Here is a 16,406-nt window from a genome sequence, read left to right as displayed (position 1 = left end):
ATAAAGTTCTATGAGAAGCTGGCAAAGGTTGAAGTAACAAAATAATTAAAACTGGAAAACAAGTCTGGTTTTATTTAATGGGGCTGCTGTAAAAATTCCTATTTTACTGCAGCTTTATTTTTCTGTTTTATAATAAGGAGGAAGTTTAACAGTTATTTTTGTGCCGCAGTTTATCTTGCTTTTTACACTGATAGTTCCATGGTGGGCAGTAATAATCTGTTTTACAATGGTCATGCCCAGTCCTGTACTTCCTGTTGGAGAATCCGTAGAGGTACCTCTGTAGTAGCGGTCAAACATGTGATTTATATCATACTTATTCATTCCGCTGCCATTATCACAGATTTCTACTTCAATATAAGATTCACGGCTTAATTTCACAGTGACTGATGTATCTTCCGGGTTGTGCACTACTGCATTTACTAACAGATTTGAAAATGCCCTTTTCAGTAATTCAGTATCGCCCGAAACGAATAACTTTTTTCCTTCCCCTATCATTTCAAAATGATTTTTCTTTGCAATGGGCATATTTGCCGTTTCTGCCGTCACTCTTCGAACCAATTCCGACAATTCTATCTTTTGGAGATTCATCTTTATGCCTGTAAATTCATCCATACGGAATGCCATACCCAGATCGTTGATAAGTTCCTCTATATGAGCAGATTTCTCGCTGATAATCTGTAGAAACTCTTTCTTTTCTTCCAGACTCCATTTGTGTTTATCGGATAAAAGCATATCCGTATACCCTGAAATATAGGATAGCGGTGTTTTTAAGTCATGTGTAATTCCAGCCGCCCAGGTTCGGCGCATTTCATCAAATTCTTTTCGCTTTTTCTCGTTATGCTGTAAAATATCAGACAATGTTTTCAGATTATCATACACTTCTCTGTAAAGTCTTTTTGAGAAGAAACTCAAACGTATTTTCTTTCCGGGTAAGCCCAGATATTCACCCCTTGACAGTCTTTGTATATTCATTAAAATATCCACTAGAGGGCGTGCAACATAATAACCATAGAACAGACAGTAAGACAATCCGATAAAAATTGTCATCCAGGCAAGAATTGCAATTTCTGTCTCATTCTGCGACTGGTGTTTTAGTACCAACATCCAGTAAATCCCCGGGATCCCCATTAATAACCACAGAAGAATCTGATGTACTATGAAATTGATGGTAAAACGGACTGTCAAACGTCCATTGGTAAGATTTACTTTCATATTTGCCCACCCTCCGAAAATGAGAATTTATATCCGATTCCACGGATATTTATAATGTAAGAGGGATTCTTCAAGTCTGGTTCCACTTTTTTACGTAATCGGTTAATATGCACTTTTACAGTTTGTTCATCTCCCATACTTTCATACCCCCATACATTTTCATATAACTGTCCGGCAGTAAACACCTGATTTGGGTGTTCCACTAAAAACAGCAGCAATTCAAATTCTTTCGCCGGACAGCTTATTTCCCTGTTATCCACAAGAAGTTTTGCTTCTTTCTTATTTACAGTGACAGTGCCGAAATGATAGATTTCCTGGTTCATTGAATTTTGCCGGTACTGTTCCATCCTCCTGAACTGTACGTTGATTCTTGCAACAACTTCTAGAGGATTGAAGGGCTTAGTAATATAATCATCTCCGCCTATACCGAGGCCTGTTAATTTGTCTAAATCACCGGTTCGGGCAGTGAGAAAGAGAATTGGCACAAATGTATGCTGGCGGATTTTCTGACACAGCTTGAAGCCATCAATATCCGGCAGCATAACATCCAGTACAATTAAATCATAGGTATTTTTCATGATTTTTGTCATAGTTTCTTTCCCTGTTGAAGCACTGTCGATGTTTGTGTAACCTTCTTTGTGCAAGATGGTTTTCAGCATTTTTATGATTCCAAGTTCATCATCAACAAGTAGTATTCTCTGCATAGTCACCTGTTATATCCCCTTTCTGCATTTCCTGCACTTTAATTTTCATTATATAACAGATTGAAAAAGCAGTCATTAGATAGATACATCCCGTTTTTTAAATATTGCAAAGCTGGCACCAAATAAAACAATTATATATATCAGCAATACAGATACCGAAAAGCCTATTGTCATTTCTTCCCGCGGCTGTAAATGAAAGATATACAAACTCATGTCGCTGTTTGCAAAGGGAAGAAATTTCAGCCATGCCAGCTTTGATGTGGCTTCAATCATTGAATTTCCTAAAATCATAAGCAGAAGAGAGCTGCCAACCGCTACTGCACTGCTTTTCAAAATGGTTGAGACAGCAAAGGAAATGGTCACATAGCTCATAATTGGGAAAATATCCAGACAATACATTTTTACACACTGCCTGAAAATATTTAATGATTCTATCTGTCCTTGTGAATTGATAAAAAGCTCTGCCGCTCCAAGAGTGCGTATTCCGTTTCCAAAGCCATATAAGATATCAATGGTTATATATGCTGCCCCTATGGTGAGTATCAGTGAAAATACAGCATATATGACAACTGCTGCGTATTTTGAAAATAGAACTGCACCCCGGCCGTGTGGGCGAATCAATAACAGCTTCATTGTTCCATCCGTATATTCTCTTGCAACGATGTTGGCAGCAATAATAATTGTAAAAATGACAACCCATTCAAACAACCCCGATGAGTGCAGTAACGTATACCAGAGGTTATTTTCTTGTGGGGCTATATTGTTTTTTAAACGGTACTCGGCAATTGCCACTTTATTTTTCGCCTCTGCCTGCAACTGTGGTGATAGATCTGCAACCTGTAAACGTCCATTATTTTTTTCTATAATTTGCTCCTGTCCCGTTCTCCAATTCCCTGCAGTTTCCTTATTTATTGCGATTTTTGCAAAGACTGAAAAACTGACAGCGACAATAATCAGTAAAAGGAAAAGGATTTTTGTCAATCGGCCGCTGAATATTTTCATTAACTCATTTTTCACTAAATTGATCATTTCTGTTCCTCCGTAATTTCCAAAAATTTGTCTTCCAGAGTTTCTTCTTTAATCTGAATACTATAAATTTCAATTCCGCATTTCATTAAATGTTTGTTCACTGACGGAATTTCCTCTTTTGTCATCTGAATTATAATATGTCCGGCTGGACTGGAAGAAAGTACATTTTTCCGCATGGTGTGAAGTAAATTTTTCGTCTGTGCAATTTGTGAGGTACTTACAATAAGTTCCACCTGTATTGAACCGTCGGATTTGACAAAATCATCTATACGCTGGATAGTTACTAACTTTCCGTGCTGCAAAACACCCACTCTGTCACACATCAACTGCATTTCTGAGAGCAAATGGCTTGATACCATAACTGCAGCACCTTCCTCATGAGCTATTTTCTTTAGATAGTTACGCAGCTCGTGGATTCCCTCCGGATCAAGTCCGTTTGTTGGTTCATCCAGTATCACGAGAGATGGACGGTGTAATAGTGCCTGTGCAAGCCCAAGCCTCTGACGCATACCAAGTGAATAAGTTCGTACTTTGTCCTGCATTTTGTCTTTGAGTCCGACAATTTCAGCCATTTCATAAATACGTTTTTTGCTGATGCCGGGTGACATTCTGGCATAGTGCTTTAAATTTTGATAACCCGTAAGATATCTATATAAATCTGGATTTTCAACAATACCGCCAACATTCTGAATTGCTTTTTTAAAGTCGGTTGTAATGCTGTATCCTTTAATAAAAATATCTCCTTCGGTTATTTTTATCAGTCCCGTAATCATACGGATAGTGGTAGTTTTGCCTGCTCCATTGGGCCCTAGAAATCCGAATATTTCTCCGGCTGGAATTGTAAACGACAGGTCATGAATAATTTCCTTTTTGCCGATTTTTTTTGATACGTGTTTTAATTCCACAACTGTTTTTTTATTCATATATATAACTGTCCTTTCTGTGCCAAATTCAAAATACCTTATCTGTATTTTAATAAGATTATAAAAAGCGAAAGTAAACAGAAGGTAAATGGACAGTAAATGGAGCTTAAACTCTTAAAAATCATTTTCTGATGGTTATAGTTGAAGCCTTAAAAAATTTTATATGCTAAATTTCTGGAAGATTGAAGTGCATATTGACTAAACATTTATTTTTTGTTAGTATTTTTATATAAATAAAATATTAAAACCGCTTTAAGTTTTATAAGGTTCCGCAGTTTGAAATTTATAACTGGTCAGGTCTAAGATGAAACACACAGTTTACTGTGTTCACGGAGGGATAAAAGCCCGGGAGATATTTCATAATATCGACCGTGGCTTTTTTATTTTTTATATTTATGGGGAGAGTGAAAATTATGAAATGGCTAATGTTATTAATTGCAGGTTTATTAGAAATTTGGTGGGCGATAGCGTTGAAATATTCGCAGGGATTTACAAAACCTATACCAAGTATGTTTACAGCAGCAGGTATGATAGGAAGTTTCTATTTTTTATCATTGGCACTAAAGAGCCTTCCACTGGGTACAGCATATGCAATTTGGACAGGAATTGGAACTATTGGTACTGTACTCTTAGGTATAATATTATTTAAAGAGCCCATTGATATGATTAGGATAATTTGTATTGGATTTATAATGGTGGGTATACTGGGATTAAAGCTTGTATCTTCATAACTATAGAGAACTTCTCCTGAAGTGCCGCCTGGCAATGGCAATGGCTTCTTTCCATGAATGCTGAACTGATATGGCTTTTACAGGACAATTTTGTATACACAAACTGCAGTGTATACAGTCCATCGCGTTGATGACTGTAGATTTGCCATCTTTCATGGGGCATGTTTCTGTGCACTTACCACAGCCAATGCATTCAGATGCCCTGACTTCCACATATTTTCCATTTTTCACTGTCCCGGTGTCTTTGTAATATTGAGGGAACAATTTAGCTGCAAAGATACTTGCACGTCTCTGATCACTTTCATTTGGCTTTCCTTTGTTTCCGCCGCCGCAGAGAATATACGGTCCTGTACAGTCATAACCGGGACAGGAAAATTCACCGATTATTTCAATAGTATGCATTTTCAGCACATTTTTCAGACTGTTATGGTATTTTCCGAGAAACGGTGAACCGTGGGTAGAAAATAAAAACACTTTTTGCCAGGACTCTATTTGTCTGGCAAGTTCTATTAATTTGGGATGATGGGATGTAAAATAAATACCCGAACCCAATCCTATAAATTTATATTCTTGAAGATTCAACTTTTCAGCCTGTTTCATCGTTACTGTATTACAATTCAGCGTTTTTCCCACGGCCCATGCAATCTTTGCAGTATTGCCATGATAGATGCAGGAATAGAATTAATTAATGAAAAGGGAGCTGATGGGTTTTCGCTTCGCAAGGTTGCCGAAAGGTGTGGAGTCAGCCATTCAGCACCTTATAAGCATTTTAAAAATAAGGATGATTTTGATTGCAGCCATGCAGGCACATGTTACCAATTCTCTGGCTGAATACTTGCAGAATGCCAGATCACGATGTGGAAACAAGAATGAGGTATTGATTGAGTTGGGGAAAAGTTATATATGTTACTTTGTGGAAAATCCAGCATATCATCATTTCCTTTTTTCACAGCCCAGCTTTCATATGCGAATTACTGATACAAAAATATTATGTGATGACTTTCTGCCTTTTTCAATTCTGCAGGCTGCCGCAAGAGAGAAATTGACAGATAATCATGTTTCATCTGACGATTATGGTATTGACATATTTGTTATGTGGTCTGTGGTGGAAGGTTTGGCATCAATACTGGTGTCCAATAACGTGGTTTTTGAAGGAGATTATCTGTCTGCTGTAGAACGAATATTGAAAGAAAAAATCAATTTATAAAATAGGTTGATATTTTTACAGCGGTTTTACTTTTTATCCAGCTTATTATTTCAGCTTTTATGGTACGAAATTTAAAAAACCAGTCACTGATAGAAAAAATTGAAAGTGAAATTTAGTGACATGAGGTGAAGATCTCTGCTCAGAGCATATTTTATTGACGGATATATCATTTAATGATATAGTTTAATCAATGATTGAGAATAACGTAAATGATTAAAATTGTCGGAAAAGTATTTAATGGTGAGGAGATTTTATAAAATATGTTTAATACGAAGTATGTCATGAGCAAAAGTTTGGCTTCGGCAGAAAATGAGGATATGGAAATGCTGTCGTCTTATGCCAGGAAAGGATGGATTCTGTATAAATTTGGTATTTGGGGATATAAACTAAAAAAATCTGAACCACAGCAGTTAAAATATTCTCTTGATTATAGAGACAACCCGGATAAAGAATATTTTTTGTACTTTAAAGAAGCTGGATGGTCTTATGTATGTTCTATAGGAAATACAGGTCATATATTTAGTGCATCTGAAGGGACAAAACCAATATATACCGACAATGATACTGAATCGGAAAAATATATGGGTCAGTATGAAATGATGAAAAAGATTGCGATACCATCGTCGCTATGTACTATCTTATTTTTTATTTTAGCATCACTTTCCAAATATGGCTATATACCTGATATATATAAAAGGATCTTTGTTGCTTTTTTAATACCATCGATTATAATTACTGTTTATACAGTGATTCCGTGTATGTCTTTTTATTCTAAGATAAACAAATTAAAGACAAACGGAGATACGGAAAACAAGAATGGGAATTATAAGATTGCCCATGCATTATTGACAGTTATGACATTATTGTTAGTGGGTCTATTTTTATTAAGTAAATTTAAATTTTTACATATAGCTAATGCTGTATTCTATATACTTTGTTTCATATGTATTTTGTTAGTGATGTCCATCTGTCTTGTGAAATAAAAACTGATTAAAAAAGGTATACGCAAAAAAGCACAGAGATTGTTATTTACTGTGCTTTTCATTATTCTATTTTTTTATGTATTATATAATAAGTGCGAAGACGAAAACTGAAGATGATAATATAGAAATTACTTTAATACACAGTTGTTTACTCCAACATTCATTGATTTCCCGTCTACAACTCCCTGTATCTTTACAGTATCACCTTTTTTAAAATTTGCTATCTTATCAATTTCTGATTTTTCCTTGAAGAAACATTGAATATCCGTTACTGCAATATCCTTTCCTGATGAAAGTACAATAAAAGTTTGTCCATTAATGACACCAATATTTTTTATTGTACCATTTGTTAAAATTGTTTTTCCTTTGTAAACCTTATCAGCATTTACTTCATTGTTTTCATAGGCATCGGCTAAATCGACGGCGGAAACATTAATTGCTTCTACTTTTTTCTCCTCTGTTTTTTTCGTTTGAGTAGAGTCTGGAGCAGCTGTGCTGTTTTTATTTCCACCTATTGCAGAACTGATGCTGCCTAATATTGCAACTGCTAAAATAAGAGTTACTATTTTGTGTTTCATAAAAAAATTTCTCTGATCTTTACCACAATGAGGACATTTTTTTACACCTTTTGCTATTTCTTTACCACATGCTTTACAATTTACCATTTTTCCCATTTATTAATATCCCTCCACTTTTTTAAAATCATTATGAATATACATTAGTTTTACGGATAATTCAATATAATACTTTTGGTTTAGGTACTAGTTATTGGTATTTATTTTTTATTCTATAAACCTGAGACTTCATGTGACTAAAGTCAGTAAGTTCTTAGATCCAGGCGGAGTTTGCCTATAAGAAATACTTTTCTTCACCTGAACCTTATTAACGGTATTCTTAGTGTCCTCATCACTTAGAATATGTTATCCTTCAAGATTGACAGTGAATTCAAAAAGTAGTAGCATATCAATATAGTACGAATAACGTATTTTATTAATATGGTACTAAAATGGGAGGAATTTATATGCCGTACAATAAAGATGTTTTTAAAGAAAACTCCAGGAAAAATTTTAATAAACAGGCAGAGTACTATGATCAGAGTTCTGATGGAAGATTTGTAAGCAAAATGTATGATAAGGTTGTCGAAATGTTAAATGAATTTGGAGGTGGAATTTTGTTGGAAGCGGGTTGTGGAACCGGAAATATACTGTCACGGTTATATGAAAATAAAAAATTTCAGCTGTGTGGACTTGATATTTCAGATAAAATGATTCAGGTGGCCAGAAGAAATCTTCCCGAGGACGTTTTACTAAAAGTGGGGGATGTAGAATTTATACCCTGGCCGGATAATTGTTTTGATATAGTATTGTGCAATGCCTCATTTCATCATTATCCCAACCCTGAGAAAGTGCTTCTGGAAATGAAGAGAGTTTTGAAACCAGCTGGAAAACTGGTCATAGGAGATCCTACTGCTCCCCCTTTGATAAGGCAGGTATTGAATTCTATGCTGCATATATGTAATAATGGAGATTATAGAATATATTCTCCAAAAGAGATGAAAAAACTTTTGGAGACATGTGGGTTCAAACCTTTTAAATTTAGAAAGATAAATTATAAAAGTTTTGTCATAAGTGCATCTGCCTAAATAATTGTGGGGTGATTGTTTGGATAAAAAATATAAGAAGCAGGTTGAAGAACTGAGCAGAATATGGCACTCCATGATAATGGAGCCTGGCTATAAAAGTGTAGAATCTCAGTTTTCAAGGATACACGGATTGAGCACTGTTGAAATAGGAGTTTTGAGAATTATCTCGGAAAAAGAGGATGTCATTATAAAGGACATAGTTGATATTTTAAAAATACCTAAAAGTACCCTCACAAGTGTGATAAACAGACTGGAAAAACGAAGGCTCATTGAAAGGACCATAAGCAGCAGGGACAAGCGCTCCTACAAATTGGTGCTTACCAGGGAGGGAATATTGGCACAAAAAGAACATGTTGAATTTGAGAAAAAATTTTATGCTAAAATAATGGAATGCCTGGATACCTGGGAGGAAAGGGAAGAGCTGCTGAAACTTATAAAGAAAATAGTGAATAATCTAAAAAGAAAAGGTATATCCCAATAAGATCAGACAATTATAGTTAAATTTGCATTTTTAAGCGCTTCCCTGAGAATGTGTTCCATTTCTTCAGGGCTTTTTTGAGCACCTTCCTCTATCCATTTCAAAAGTACATTCCAAAGTCCTCCTGAGCTGAAATATAAGGCATACTCTAGGTGCTCCTTGTTTTTGAACAAATGAAGGTGTCCTTTAAAATGGTTGTATATCAGCGGCAGGTATTCATTGAATTTCTGAAGCATGAGGTACAGTAAATCACTTTTATCCAGTGCCAGTAAAAAATCCAGGTGATCCTTCCAGAATTTAAAGTATATGTGTATGATATTTTTGTAGGATAGATCTTGTTCACCGCTGAAGTATGAAATATATTCCCTGTATATATATTCCATTTTCAATGACAGCACTTCATCTTTTGAATTGAAGTTGCGGTAGAATGTCCTCCTGGAAAGGAGTGCTCTGTCTGATATCTCCTTGATAGTTATTTTATTGTAGGGTTTATTCTTCATGATTTCAAAAAGTGCATCTATTATCCATCTCTTGGATTTTTCTGCTATGGGGTTTTCCTTTTTTAAGGCCATAATTCACTCTCCCAATATGTCACAAATCAGCTGCAAATGTAGCGTTTGAGCCATTTCTATTGGCATGATAATTTTAGATTATTATACTCTAGATTAGAACAAGGCACAAGTGTGACATATAGAGAGGAGAAGATTTATGTATGATATAAAAGCAATTGTGTGGATGCTGCCTGTATTGTTTATGATTCATGATTTTGAAGAAATTGTAATGGCTGAAGCCTGGAGCAAAAGATTTAAAAGGGAACTTGAGGAGAATACTTCTGTAATGAGAAAGAAACCCTTCGGCTTGAATGGTACAAACTATTGGAGCACTTCGGCAATGTCAGTTGGAGTGGAAATCGAATTTGTAATTCTTTCACTTGTTTCTCTGTTGTCCTGCATATTCAGCAGTTATTTTATTTGGTATGGATTTTTATTTGCTGTTACACTGCACTTCATTTTGGCACATTTTTATCTGTGTATTGAATTCAAGCACTATGTTCCCGGAGTGGTTACCTCCGTCCTGTTTCTGCCCGTATGTGTTTATATCATGTATGTCTTCCAGTTGCTTTTAAAATACAGTTTTGTGAAAGTATTTCTTTCCTGTATTCTTGGAATTGTATTGATGATTGTTGTGCTTGTCACACTGCACGATGCTATAGGAAAATTCAGCAGATTGTTGGCAGAGTATTCTCTATAACATGAGCTTATTCTTGTATGATTAAATCCATCACATCACGACGCATGCTTTGTGGAACTTCTTTTGAGGGTCTACCTAAGCGAAAGAGCATTTGAATAGTCTTTCCATTTGGGGCATAATCATGGTGAATGCTGCTGTAGGGATTTTTCATCTCGGGGTATTCTTCCAGGACCTGACTTAGAGGCTGTGCAGTCAACCCCAGCTGATGGGCTGTCAATATTAATTTACTATAAAGCATACCGCTTCTGACTTGGCTGGAGCGGCTGTTGTCTCCGGTGATAATCATGGCGTAGGCGGGGGTGTTTTCCACTGATGTGCGGGTGGACTGAATGAACCTGTCAGATGAAGCCTTTCCGCTGTTCATTGATGGAAAAACCGTGACCAGCCCCTGCATGAGATGCATCATGATTCCCGAGGTACCCTGCCCTTCCATAGAAAAGCCGTAGCGATATTTATTTTTTTGATACTCGTTGGAACGAAAGATATTTTCCGATTCCGTCATAACCCGATTTACGCCTGCTTCAGTGTCCGCTCCCTGCATTGCATAGTCATTGAGTTTGCCGGTGTTTTTCTTATCCTGAAAAATTTTTATCGAGATGTCACTATCCATATTGACATTTTCCAATTTCATGATCTGCCCGGAAGTTAACCTGGTTGGAAGATATTTTTCTCTGTTTGTATCCGGTAAAAACATAAAATTGTAAAGAGGGTCGTTTTGAGAATTGGTTTTTGTGAGTATGATTTTTGCTGCAGGTTTTGTTTTCATGCTTTCTGATAATTCCTGTTCGTTATAATCACCTTCGGGGAATAAGTGTATCGTGGTTTGATACCCCAATTTATCTCCGGCTATTTTCAGATATTCAAGGAAGGTTCCCTGTGTAACCATCATCTGTCGTGCATTGGGATCCACTTCAGGTGTTAGTCGTCTGCTGTCGGTATATAAATAAAATATCATTGGGTTGTTCTTATCAAGTTTTATTTTCCAAGGCTGCATGTTATGACCATTCGAGGACAATAGACCATGGGATACAAGACGTACCCTCGGATCGTCAAATTTTTGCGAATAAGTTTTTTGCCAGGGCTTCAAATACTCTGGCTGTTCAAAAATACCGCTTATAAGAAATAGAGATGTAAAAGCAATAATAAATAGCACTCCAATGCATGAGAATATTATGATTATTTTTTTATTTGACTTTCTCCTATTTATTTACAATTCTCCTCATTTACAAATTGTATTGATGTGATCATGTGATGATTCTCAATATAGCTTTTCTTTTTGTTGATTGTATTATACACTCCAGGTTTTTATATTCCATAAGTGCTTGAAATGAAATAGACATATAGCATTTTTTTGATGATTTTAGGACACTGGAAAATTGTATGGCGATTGGATACTTAGACGGAATGTTTATAATTACTGCAGTGATTATAACTTTTGAAGAAAATTATTAGATATGATAAGGGATACTATTATACAGCATTTTCCTGTAATAGTATCCTTGTTACGGTATCGTAAATTTGACCCCAGTTAAAAACTCTTTTTATATTTCCCTCTGTTGGAAATTGGTTGTAATTTGTGTCTACAAGCAGGACTTTGAAGCCATTTCTTGACAATTCAATAGCATTGTCAAAACTATCTTCTATAAACAGATCACAGTTTAAATCCCTGGCTGTATCCACTTTGTGATAAGTTCCCAGGACATAGACTCCGTCGTAAGGTACATTATTTCTGTTTAAATATTCCCGTGTCAGTATTTCAAGTCCTTTTTCCCGGGCAGTTACAAAATAGATGTTATTTAGTTTTATAAGCTCCTGAATTACATTTACGGCTTCTTTATTTATCTTTTCTCTTTGATGTAAAGTGAATTTATTTTTATTGTAGAAGTCGGTGTAGTCTTTTCTGGGTACTTTAAGAACTTTGTTGACTTCGTATTGTGTTACCTCATCTGAAGTTATATTTTTATTGAAATATCTGTTGGCACTGTCCAGCCAAAAATATGGATCCGTAATAGTTCCATCGATGTCGATACATATATTCAGTATCTTCAAATTCAATCACCTCCTCACGTATTAATGATAATATATTATTATTAAGTAAGTATTAAAATGAAGTTAAGTAAGTATGTATTCATTGATTTATGGAATATACAGGAAATAAATGGTATAATAAATATATTGTGGAAATAAGATGAGGTGGTGATGTTATGAAAATCAAAAGCAGAAAAAATTTTGTGCTTTTTTATGTATTTTTTACCTTGATAATGCTTGCTTTGGGCAAGTATATCAAAATATTAAATATGGGCAATTCGCTCAATATAACTACTACACCTATTTCTAAGTCAATTTATAAGCAGAATTCTGGCAGCAGGTATATTCCACTTAAGAAATATTATATAGTAATTGATCCTGGCCACGGAGGCATAGATAAAGGTACAAGCTATGGAAATATGTATGAAAAGGATCTGACTTTGAAAATAGCCAGGTATGCTGCATCATATTTGAAAAGCAAGGGGAATGTGGTTTTTCTTACTCGAAATAAAGACAAGCTGTTGGGGCTTGATCAAATAGGTGACAAGGTAAATTCCTCTTGTGCGGATGTATTTGTCTCAATACATATAAATTCTTTAAATGATAAAAATTTCAACGGTATAACTACATTGTACTATGATGTTGATGGATACCAGAAAGATGAAAGAATTAAGCTGGCAAAATCAGTGGAAGGAGAAGCTGTAAAAAATGACAATTGGGAAAACAGGGGAATAAAGAGGCAAAATTTGGCTGTGCTGAGATACAGCAAAATACCCGGGGTTTTAGTTGAGTGCGGTTTTATAACTAATTCACAGGATAGAGCGAGACTGTCAAGGGAAGACGTCCTGAAAAGACTTGGAGAAAATATATCCAACGGGGTAATTAGCTATCTGAATGAAAGTGAGATAAACTAGTTATGATATTGACTTTTTATGATAATTATAATATGTTATATCTGTGTGTTTTTTGCTGTTAAGCAAAGTAGAAAGTTGGAGGCGAAAATAAAATTGAGCTTGAATATAGTGCTATTTGAACCTGAAATACCGCAGAATACTGGAAACATCGGGAGGACATGCGTGCTTACAGGTTCTAAACTTCATCTCATAAAGCCCTTGGGATTTAGTCTGGATGAAAAGCATTTAAGAAGGGCTGGAATGGATTATTGGAAATATCTAGATTTAAGTTTATATGATTCTTATAAGGAACTCAGAGAAAAATATAAAGATAATACTTTTTATTTTTCTACTACCCACGGCAAAAATTATTATCATCATGCCAAATTCAAGGATGGGGATTTTATAGTATTTGGGAGAGAAAGCTGTGGACTTCCGGATGAAATAAGAAACAACAATCTTGAAAGGTGTATCAGGGTACCGATGATAAAGACAAGCACTCGATCCCTAAATTTGTCCAATACTGTGGCCATAGTTGTCTATGAGGCCTTAAGACAATTAAACTTTCCAAATATGAAATAAAAAAAGATAAAGAATAGAATCCGATTGCTGTGAATTCAAGGGTTTAATACTAAATGCAAATCTTAGTATTAAACCCTTTTTTTATAGGTACTGACAAAAAACTTTTAATAAAGCTTTTATTAATTTTACAACTTCATGATATAATAAAAGTAATAAATATGATTTCAAATACAATAATTGTGGATGGGGGTGTATAAAAGTGAATATAGATTTTAGCCTTAATTTAACTCAAGAACAAAAATTGGTTATGACTCAGGAAATGCAGTTGTCTGTAAAACTGCTTCAGATGTCAAGTTTTGAACTTCAGGAATATGTAGAAAGGGAAATTCAGGAGAATCCGGTGATTGATGTTAAAGAATCCAATGCAAATGCTAACGATACGGAAGATGACAAATTGGACTATAGGGGAATTATAAAAGATCTTGATTTTAATAATTACAGCCATCACAGTTATGGAAAGAATGATGATGAGGAAGTATCTCCATTTAATTTTATCTCTGAAAAGAAATCCCTGAGGGAATATCTAAAAGATCAAGTAAGAGATCTTAATGAGAGCAATTATATAAAGGCAATATGTTTATATATAATAGAGAATATAGATAATAAAGGATATTTGATACTTGAAGATGAAGAGATAGGGGAGGAACTTAAGATCCCCAAAAATCTGGCGGTGTATTGTGTAAACGTAATACAAAGTCTTGAACCCTCTGGAATAGGGGCGAGGAATTTAGCGGAATGCCTGAAGATACAGATAAGGCAAAGGGGAATAGAAGATAAAAAGATATTTGTAATAGTAGATAGATATCTCGAGATGATAGCAGAGAACAGATATAATGTTATAGCAGATGATCTTGACATAGATGTAAAACAAGCTCAGGAATACGGGGATCTGATAAAGACGCTTGATCCTAAGCCTTCTAGGGGATTTTATACTGGTGAAGATGTGAGATATATAGTGCCTGATGCATATATAAAAAAAATTGGCGGCGAATATTATATAATCATGAATGACGATTTGACTCCAAGATTGACTATAAACTCAACGTATAGGAATATAATCAATAGTGGAAATGACAAGAATGCGGTGGATTATGTAAAGGAAAAATTAAACAGTGCAATGTTTTTAATAAAAAGTATACAACATAGGAAGAGCACTATATACAGGGTACTTGAAAAGATATTGGAAATACAGAGAGATTATTTTGATTATGGAGAAAGGTATTTAAAACCCATGACTCTGAGAGAGATAGCAGACAGCATGAATATGCATGAGTCCACTATTAGTAGAGCTATAAGAGACAAGTATATATATACCAGCAAAGGCACGATAAAAATAAAATCTTTATTCACTACAGGTATAACAAGTGGTTTTGGAGGAGAAAACATATCAGTTCTTATTATTAAAAATAAGATTAAAAAAATGATAGATGAGGAAGATAAAAAGAAACCTCTGTCAGATCAAAAAATATGTGATTTGATAAATGGGCACGGCATAAATATTTCAAGGAGAACTGTGGCAAAATATAGAGAAGAAATGTGTATAAAATCATCCAAAGGGAGAAAAAGATTCTAATTCTCCCTTTAAAAAAATTACAAGGTGTTTTATAATATAAGTGGGACAATTAATGAAACAGTGGGGTAATTTATGACCCGGAGGTGCAATATTGAAGAATATACTTGAATTTCAACAGAAAATAGTACCTGAATTGATGGAGCTGTTAAAGAAAAGATATGATATTTTAAGGACTATATATTATAATCAGCCCATTGGGAGAAGAGTGTTGGCCAATAGTTTGGGTATGGGAGAGAGAATAGTTAGAACGGAAATAAGGTTTTTAAGAAATCAGGGGTTTATTAAAATAAATACTTCCGGGATGACGGTTACCAGAGAGGGCGAAAAGATTGTCGATGGACTTAAAAATTTCATACATGAATTAAAAGGATTGTCTGAAATTGAAAAATATATAAAAGATAATCTTAAATTGAGGGATATTGTAATAGTCCCGGGAGATTGCGATAAAGATGAAACTGTAAAAAACGAGATAGGAAGAAATGCTGCAAATTATTTTAAAAATATAGCCAAGGATGATGACATAATTGCACTTACAGGTGGTTCTACTGTGAAATCGGTAATTGACAGTATTTCTGAAGCGCCCAATTTTAAGAATATATTGGTGGTTCCTGCCAGGGGCGGCATAGGAAGGAATATGGAAACTCAGGCCAATACTTTGGCTGCAAGACTGGCACACAAGGTTGGAGGTACTTATAAGCTGCTCCATGTACCTGATAATTTAAGTGAAGAGGCAATAAAAACTATTGTAAAGGAAAAGGATGTAAAAGATATAGTAAAAAATATATACAGTGCAGATGTACTTATATATGGGATAGGCAGAGCCTGTAAAATGGCCCAGAGAAGGGAAATGCCCCAGGATAAGATAGATGAAATACAATCGGAGGGTGCAGTTGGAGAGGCTTTTGGATATTATTTTGACAAACAGGGAAAAATAATATACTCCACTCCAAGTATAGGAATCAAAAATGAGAGGATAGGGAAAATTAAGACACTGATAGCTGTGGCAGGAGGAAGCAGCAAGGGGGAGGCAATACTGTCCGTTGAGAGAAATAATTACAATAGCATTTTGATTACCGACGAAGGAGCTGCCAGACAAATCATGAAATTTATAAAGTGATCTTTGAATTTGAAATAAATCAGCTGCTAAAAATTAATATTAATTATAGATAT

At 35.0% G+C, this 16,406-nt stretch carries 20 protein-coding genes and 1 riboswitch; of the genes, 11 read left to right on the top strand and 9 right to left on the bottom strand.

What is annotated here, in order from left to right:
* Positions 1-114 precede the first annotated feature (114 nt).
* The 4 genes from AB8S09_RS14550 to AB8S09_RS14535 all read right to left on the bottom strand — a co-directional run bounded on the left by AB8S09_RS14550 (position 115) and on the right by AB8S09_RS14535 (position 3,868).
* A complete protein-coding gene (locus AB8S09_RS14550) occupies positions 115-1,212 on the bottom strand; it encodes a sensor histidine kinase (RefSeq protein WP_369869407.1) in 1,098 nt (365 codons plus the stop codon).
* Complete coding sequence (locus AB8S09_RS14545; protein ID WP_369869406.1) at positions 1,209-1,916, bottom strand: response regulator transcription factor; 708 nt, start codon at positions 1,914-1,916, stop codon at positions 1,209-1,211. Before AB8S09_RS14545 ends, AB8S09_RS14550 begins: the two co-directional genes overlap by 4 nt.
* A gap of 75 nt (positions 1,917-1,991) precedes the next feature.
* A complete protein-coding gene (locus AB8S09_RS14540) occupies positions 1,992-2,945 on the bottom strand; it encodes a DUF2705 family protein (RefSeq protein WP_294183278.1) in 954 nt (317 codons plus the stop codon).
* A complete protein-coding gene (locus tag AB8S09_RS14535; protein ID WP_369869405.1) occupies positions 2,942-3,868 on the bottom strand; it encodes an ABC transporter ATP-binding protein in 927 nt (308 codons plus the stop codon). Before AB8S09_RS14535 ends, AB8S09_RS14540 begins: the two co-directional genes overlap by 4 nt.
* Positions 3,869-4,118: 250 nt before the next feature.
* Positions 4,119-4,222: riboswitch (guanidine-I (ykkC/yxkD leader) on the top strand.
* Between the two features lie 59 nt (positions 4,223-4,281).
* On the opposite strand from AB8S09_RS14535, the gene AB8S09_RS14530 reads away from it, so the two are divergent.
* Positions 4,282-4,599, top strand: coding sequence for a DMT family transporter (locus tag AB8S09_RS14530; protein ID WP_369869411.1), 318 nt, complete (start codon positions 4,282-4,284; stop codon positions 4,597-4,599).
* Here the strand turns inward: AB8S09_RS14530 and AB8S09_RS14525 are convergent, their stop codons facing one another.
* Positions 4,600-5,268, bottom strand: a complete 669-nt coding sequence (locus AB8S09_RS14525; RefSeq protein ID WP_369869410.1) for a 4Fe-4S binding protein — start codon at positions 5,266-5,268, stop codon at positions 4,600-4,602.
* Between AB8S09_RS14525 and AB8S09_RS14520 the strand changes: the two genes are divergently transcribed.
* From AB8S09_RS14520 to AB8S09_RS14510, 3 genes are all read left to right on the top strand, one after another.
* Positions 5,170-5,430, top strand: a complete 261-nt coding sequence (locus AB8S09_RS14520; protein WP_369869404.1) for a TetR/AcrR family transcriptional regulator — start codon at positions 5,170-5,172, stop codon at positions 5,428-5,430. The genes AB8S09_RS14525 and AB8S09_RS14520 overlap by 99 nt on opposite strands.
* The gene (locus AB8S09_RS14515; protein ID WP_369869412.1) at positions 5,336-5,806 is read left to right on the top strand and encodes a hypothetical protein; all 471 of its coding nucleotides are present in this window, start codon (positions 5,336-5,338) and stop codon (positions 5,804-5,806) included. The genes AB8S09_RS14520 and AB8S09_RS14515 overlap by 95 nt, the downstream gene beginning before the upstream one ends.
* A 260-nt stretch (positions 5,807-6,066) precedes the next feature.
* Positions 6,067-6,789, top strand: coding sequence for a DUF2812 domain-containing protein (locus AB8S09_RS14510; protein ID WP_369869403.1), 723 nt, complete (start codon positions 6,067-6,069; stop codon positions 6,787-6,789).
* A 128-nt stretch (positions 6,790-6,917) separates the two neighbouring features.
* Here the strand turns inward: AB8S09_RS14510 and AB8S09_RS14505 are convergent, their stop codons facing one another.
* A complete protein-coding gene (locus AB8S09_RS14505) occupies positions 6,918-7,463 on the bottom strand; it encodes an OB-fold protein (protein WP_369869402.1) in 546 nt (181 codons plus the stop codon).
* A gap of 347 nt (positions 7,464-7,810) precedes the next feature.
* Here AB8S09_RS14505 and AB8S09_RS14500 point away from each other — a divergent pair, with 347 nt between their 5' ends.
* The gene (locus AB8S09_RS14500) at positions 7,811-8,431 is read left to right on the top strand and encodes a class I SAM-dependent methyltransferase (protein WP_369869401.1); all 621 of its coding nucleotides are present in this window, start codon (positions 7,811-7,813) and stop codon (positions 8,429-8,431) included.
* A gap of 19 nt (positions 8,432-8,450) precedes the next feature.
* A complete protein-coding gene (locus AB8S09_RS14495; RefSeq protein WP_369869400.1) occupies positions 8,451-8,912 on the top strand; it encodes a MarR family winged helix-turn-helix transcriptional regulator in 462 nt (153 codons plus the stop codon).
* 2 nt (positions 8,913-8,914) lie between these two features.
* Here the strand turns inward: AB8S09_RS14495 and AB8S09_RS14490 are convergent, their stop codons facing one another.
* Positions 8,915-9,481, bottom strand: a complete 567-nt coding sequence (locus AB8S09_RS14490; RefSeq protein WP_369869399.1) for a TetR/AcrR family transcriptional regulator — start codon at positions 9,479-9,481, stop codon at positions 8,915-8,917.
* Between the two features lie 136 nt (positions 9,482-9,617).
* Here AB8S09_RS14490 and AB8S09_RS14485 point away from each other — a divergent pair, with 136 nt between their 5' ends.
* Positions 9,618-10,160, top strand: coding sequence for an HXXEE domain-containing protein (locus tag AB8S09_RS14485; protein ID WP_369869398.1), 543 nt, complete (start codon positions 9,618-9,620; stop codon positions 10,158-10,160).
* Positions 10,161-10,167: 7 nt separating this feature from the next.
* On the opposite strand, the gene AB8S09_RS14480 is transcribed toward AB8S09_RS14485, so the two are convergent.
* A complete protein-coding gene (locus AB8S09_RS14480) occupies positions 10,168-11,313 on the bottom strand; it encodes an Acg family FMN-binding oxidoreductase (protein ID WP_369869397.1) in 1,146 nt (381 codons plus the stop codon).
* 317 nt (positions 11,314-11,630) lie between these two features.
* Positions 11,631-12,209: a 5' nucleotidase, NT5C type gene (locus tag AB8S09_RS14475; RefSeq protein WP_294183256.1), complete on the bottom strand. Its 579-nt coding sequence runs from the start codon at positions 12,207-12,209 to the stop codon at positions 11,631-11,633.
* 155 nt (positions 12,210-12,364) lie between these two features.
* Here AB8S09_RS14475 and AB8S09_RS14470 point away from each other — a divergent pair, with 155 nt between their 5' ends.
* The 4 genes from AB8S09_RS14470 to AB8S09_RS14455 all read left to right on the top strand — a co-directional run bounded on the left by AB8S09_RS14470 (position 12,365) and on the right by AB8S09_RS14455 (position 16,353).
* Positions 12,365-13,102, top strand: coding sequence for an N-acetylmuramoyl-L-alanine amidase family protein (locus AB8S09_RS14470; RefSeq protein ID WP_369869396.1), 738 nt, complete (start codon positions 12,365-12,367; stop codon positions 13,100-13,102).
* 93 nt (positions 13,103-13,195) lie between these two features.
* Positions 13,196-13,663: a tRNA (uridine(34)/cytosine(34)/5-carboxymethylaminomethyluridine(34)-2'-O)-methyltransferase TrmL gene (gene trmL, locus AB8S09_RS14465; RefSeq protein ID WP_369869395.1), complete on the top strand. Its 468-nt coding sequence runs from the start codon at positions 13,196-13,198 to the stop codon at positions 13,661-13,663.
* A 205-nt stretch (positions 13,664-13,868) separates the two neighbouring features.
* Positions 13,869-15,236 (top strand): RNA polymerase factor sigma-54, encoded by a 1,368-nt coding sequence (gene rpoN / locus AB8S09_RS14460; protein WP_369869409.1) that lies wholly within the window; start codon positions 13,869-13,871, stop codon positions 15,234-15,236.
* A 91-nt stretch (positions 15,237-15,327) separates the two neighbouring features.
* A complete protein-coding gene (locus AB8S09_RS14455; protein ID WP_369869394.1) occupies positions 15,328-16,353 on the top strand; it encodes a sugar-binding transcriptional regulator in 1,026 nt (341 codons plus the stop codon).
* Positions 16,354-16,406 lie beyond the last annotated feature (53 nt).

Origin of the sequence: Clostridium lapidicellarium, from assembly GCF_041224415.1 — a bacterium.
GTDB lineage: Bacteria > Bacillota > Clostridia > Clostridiales > Clostridiaceae > Clostridium_B > Clostridium_B lapidicellarium.
Note: the sequence above shows the minus strand (reverse complement) of the source record. Positions and strands in the feature narration are given on the sequence as shown.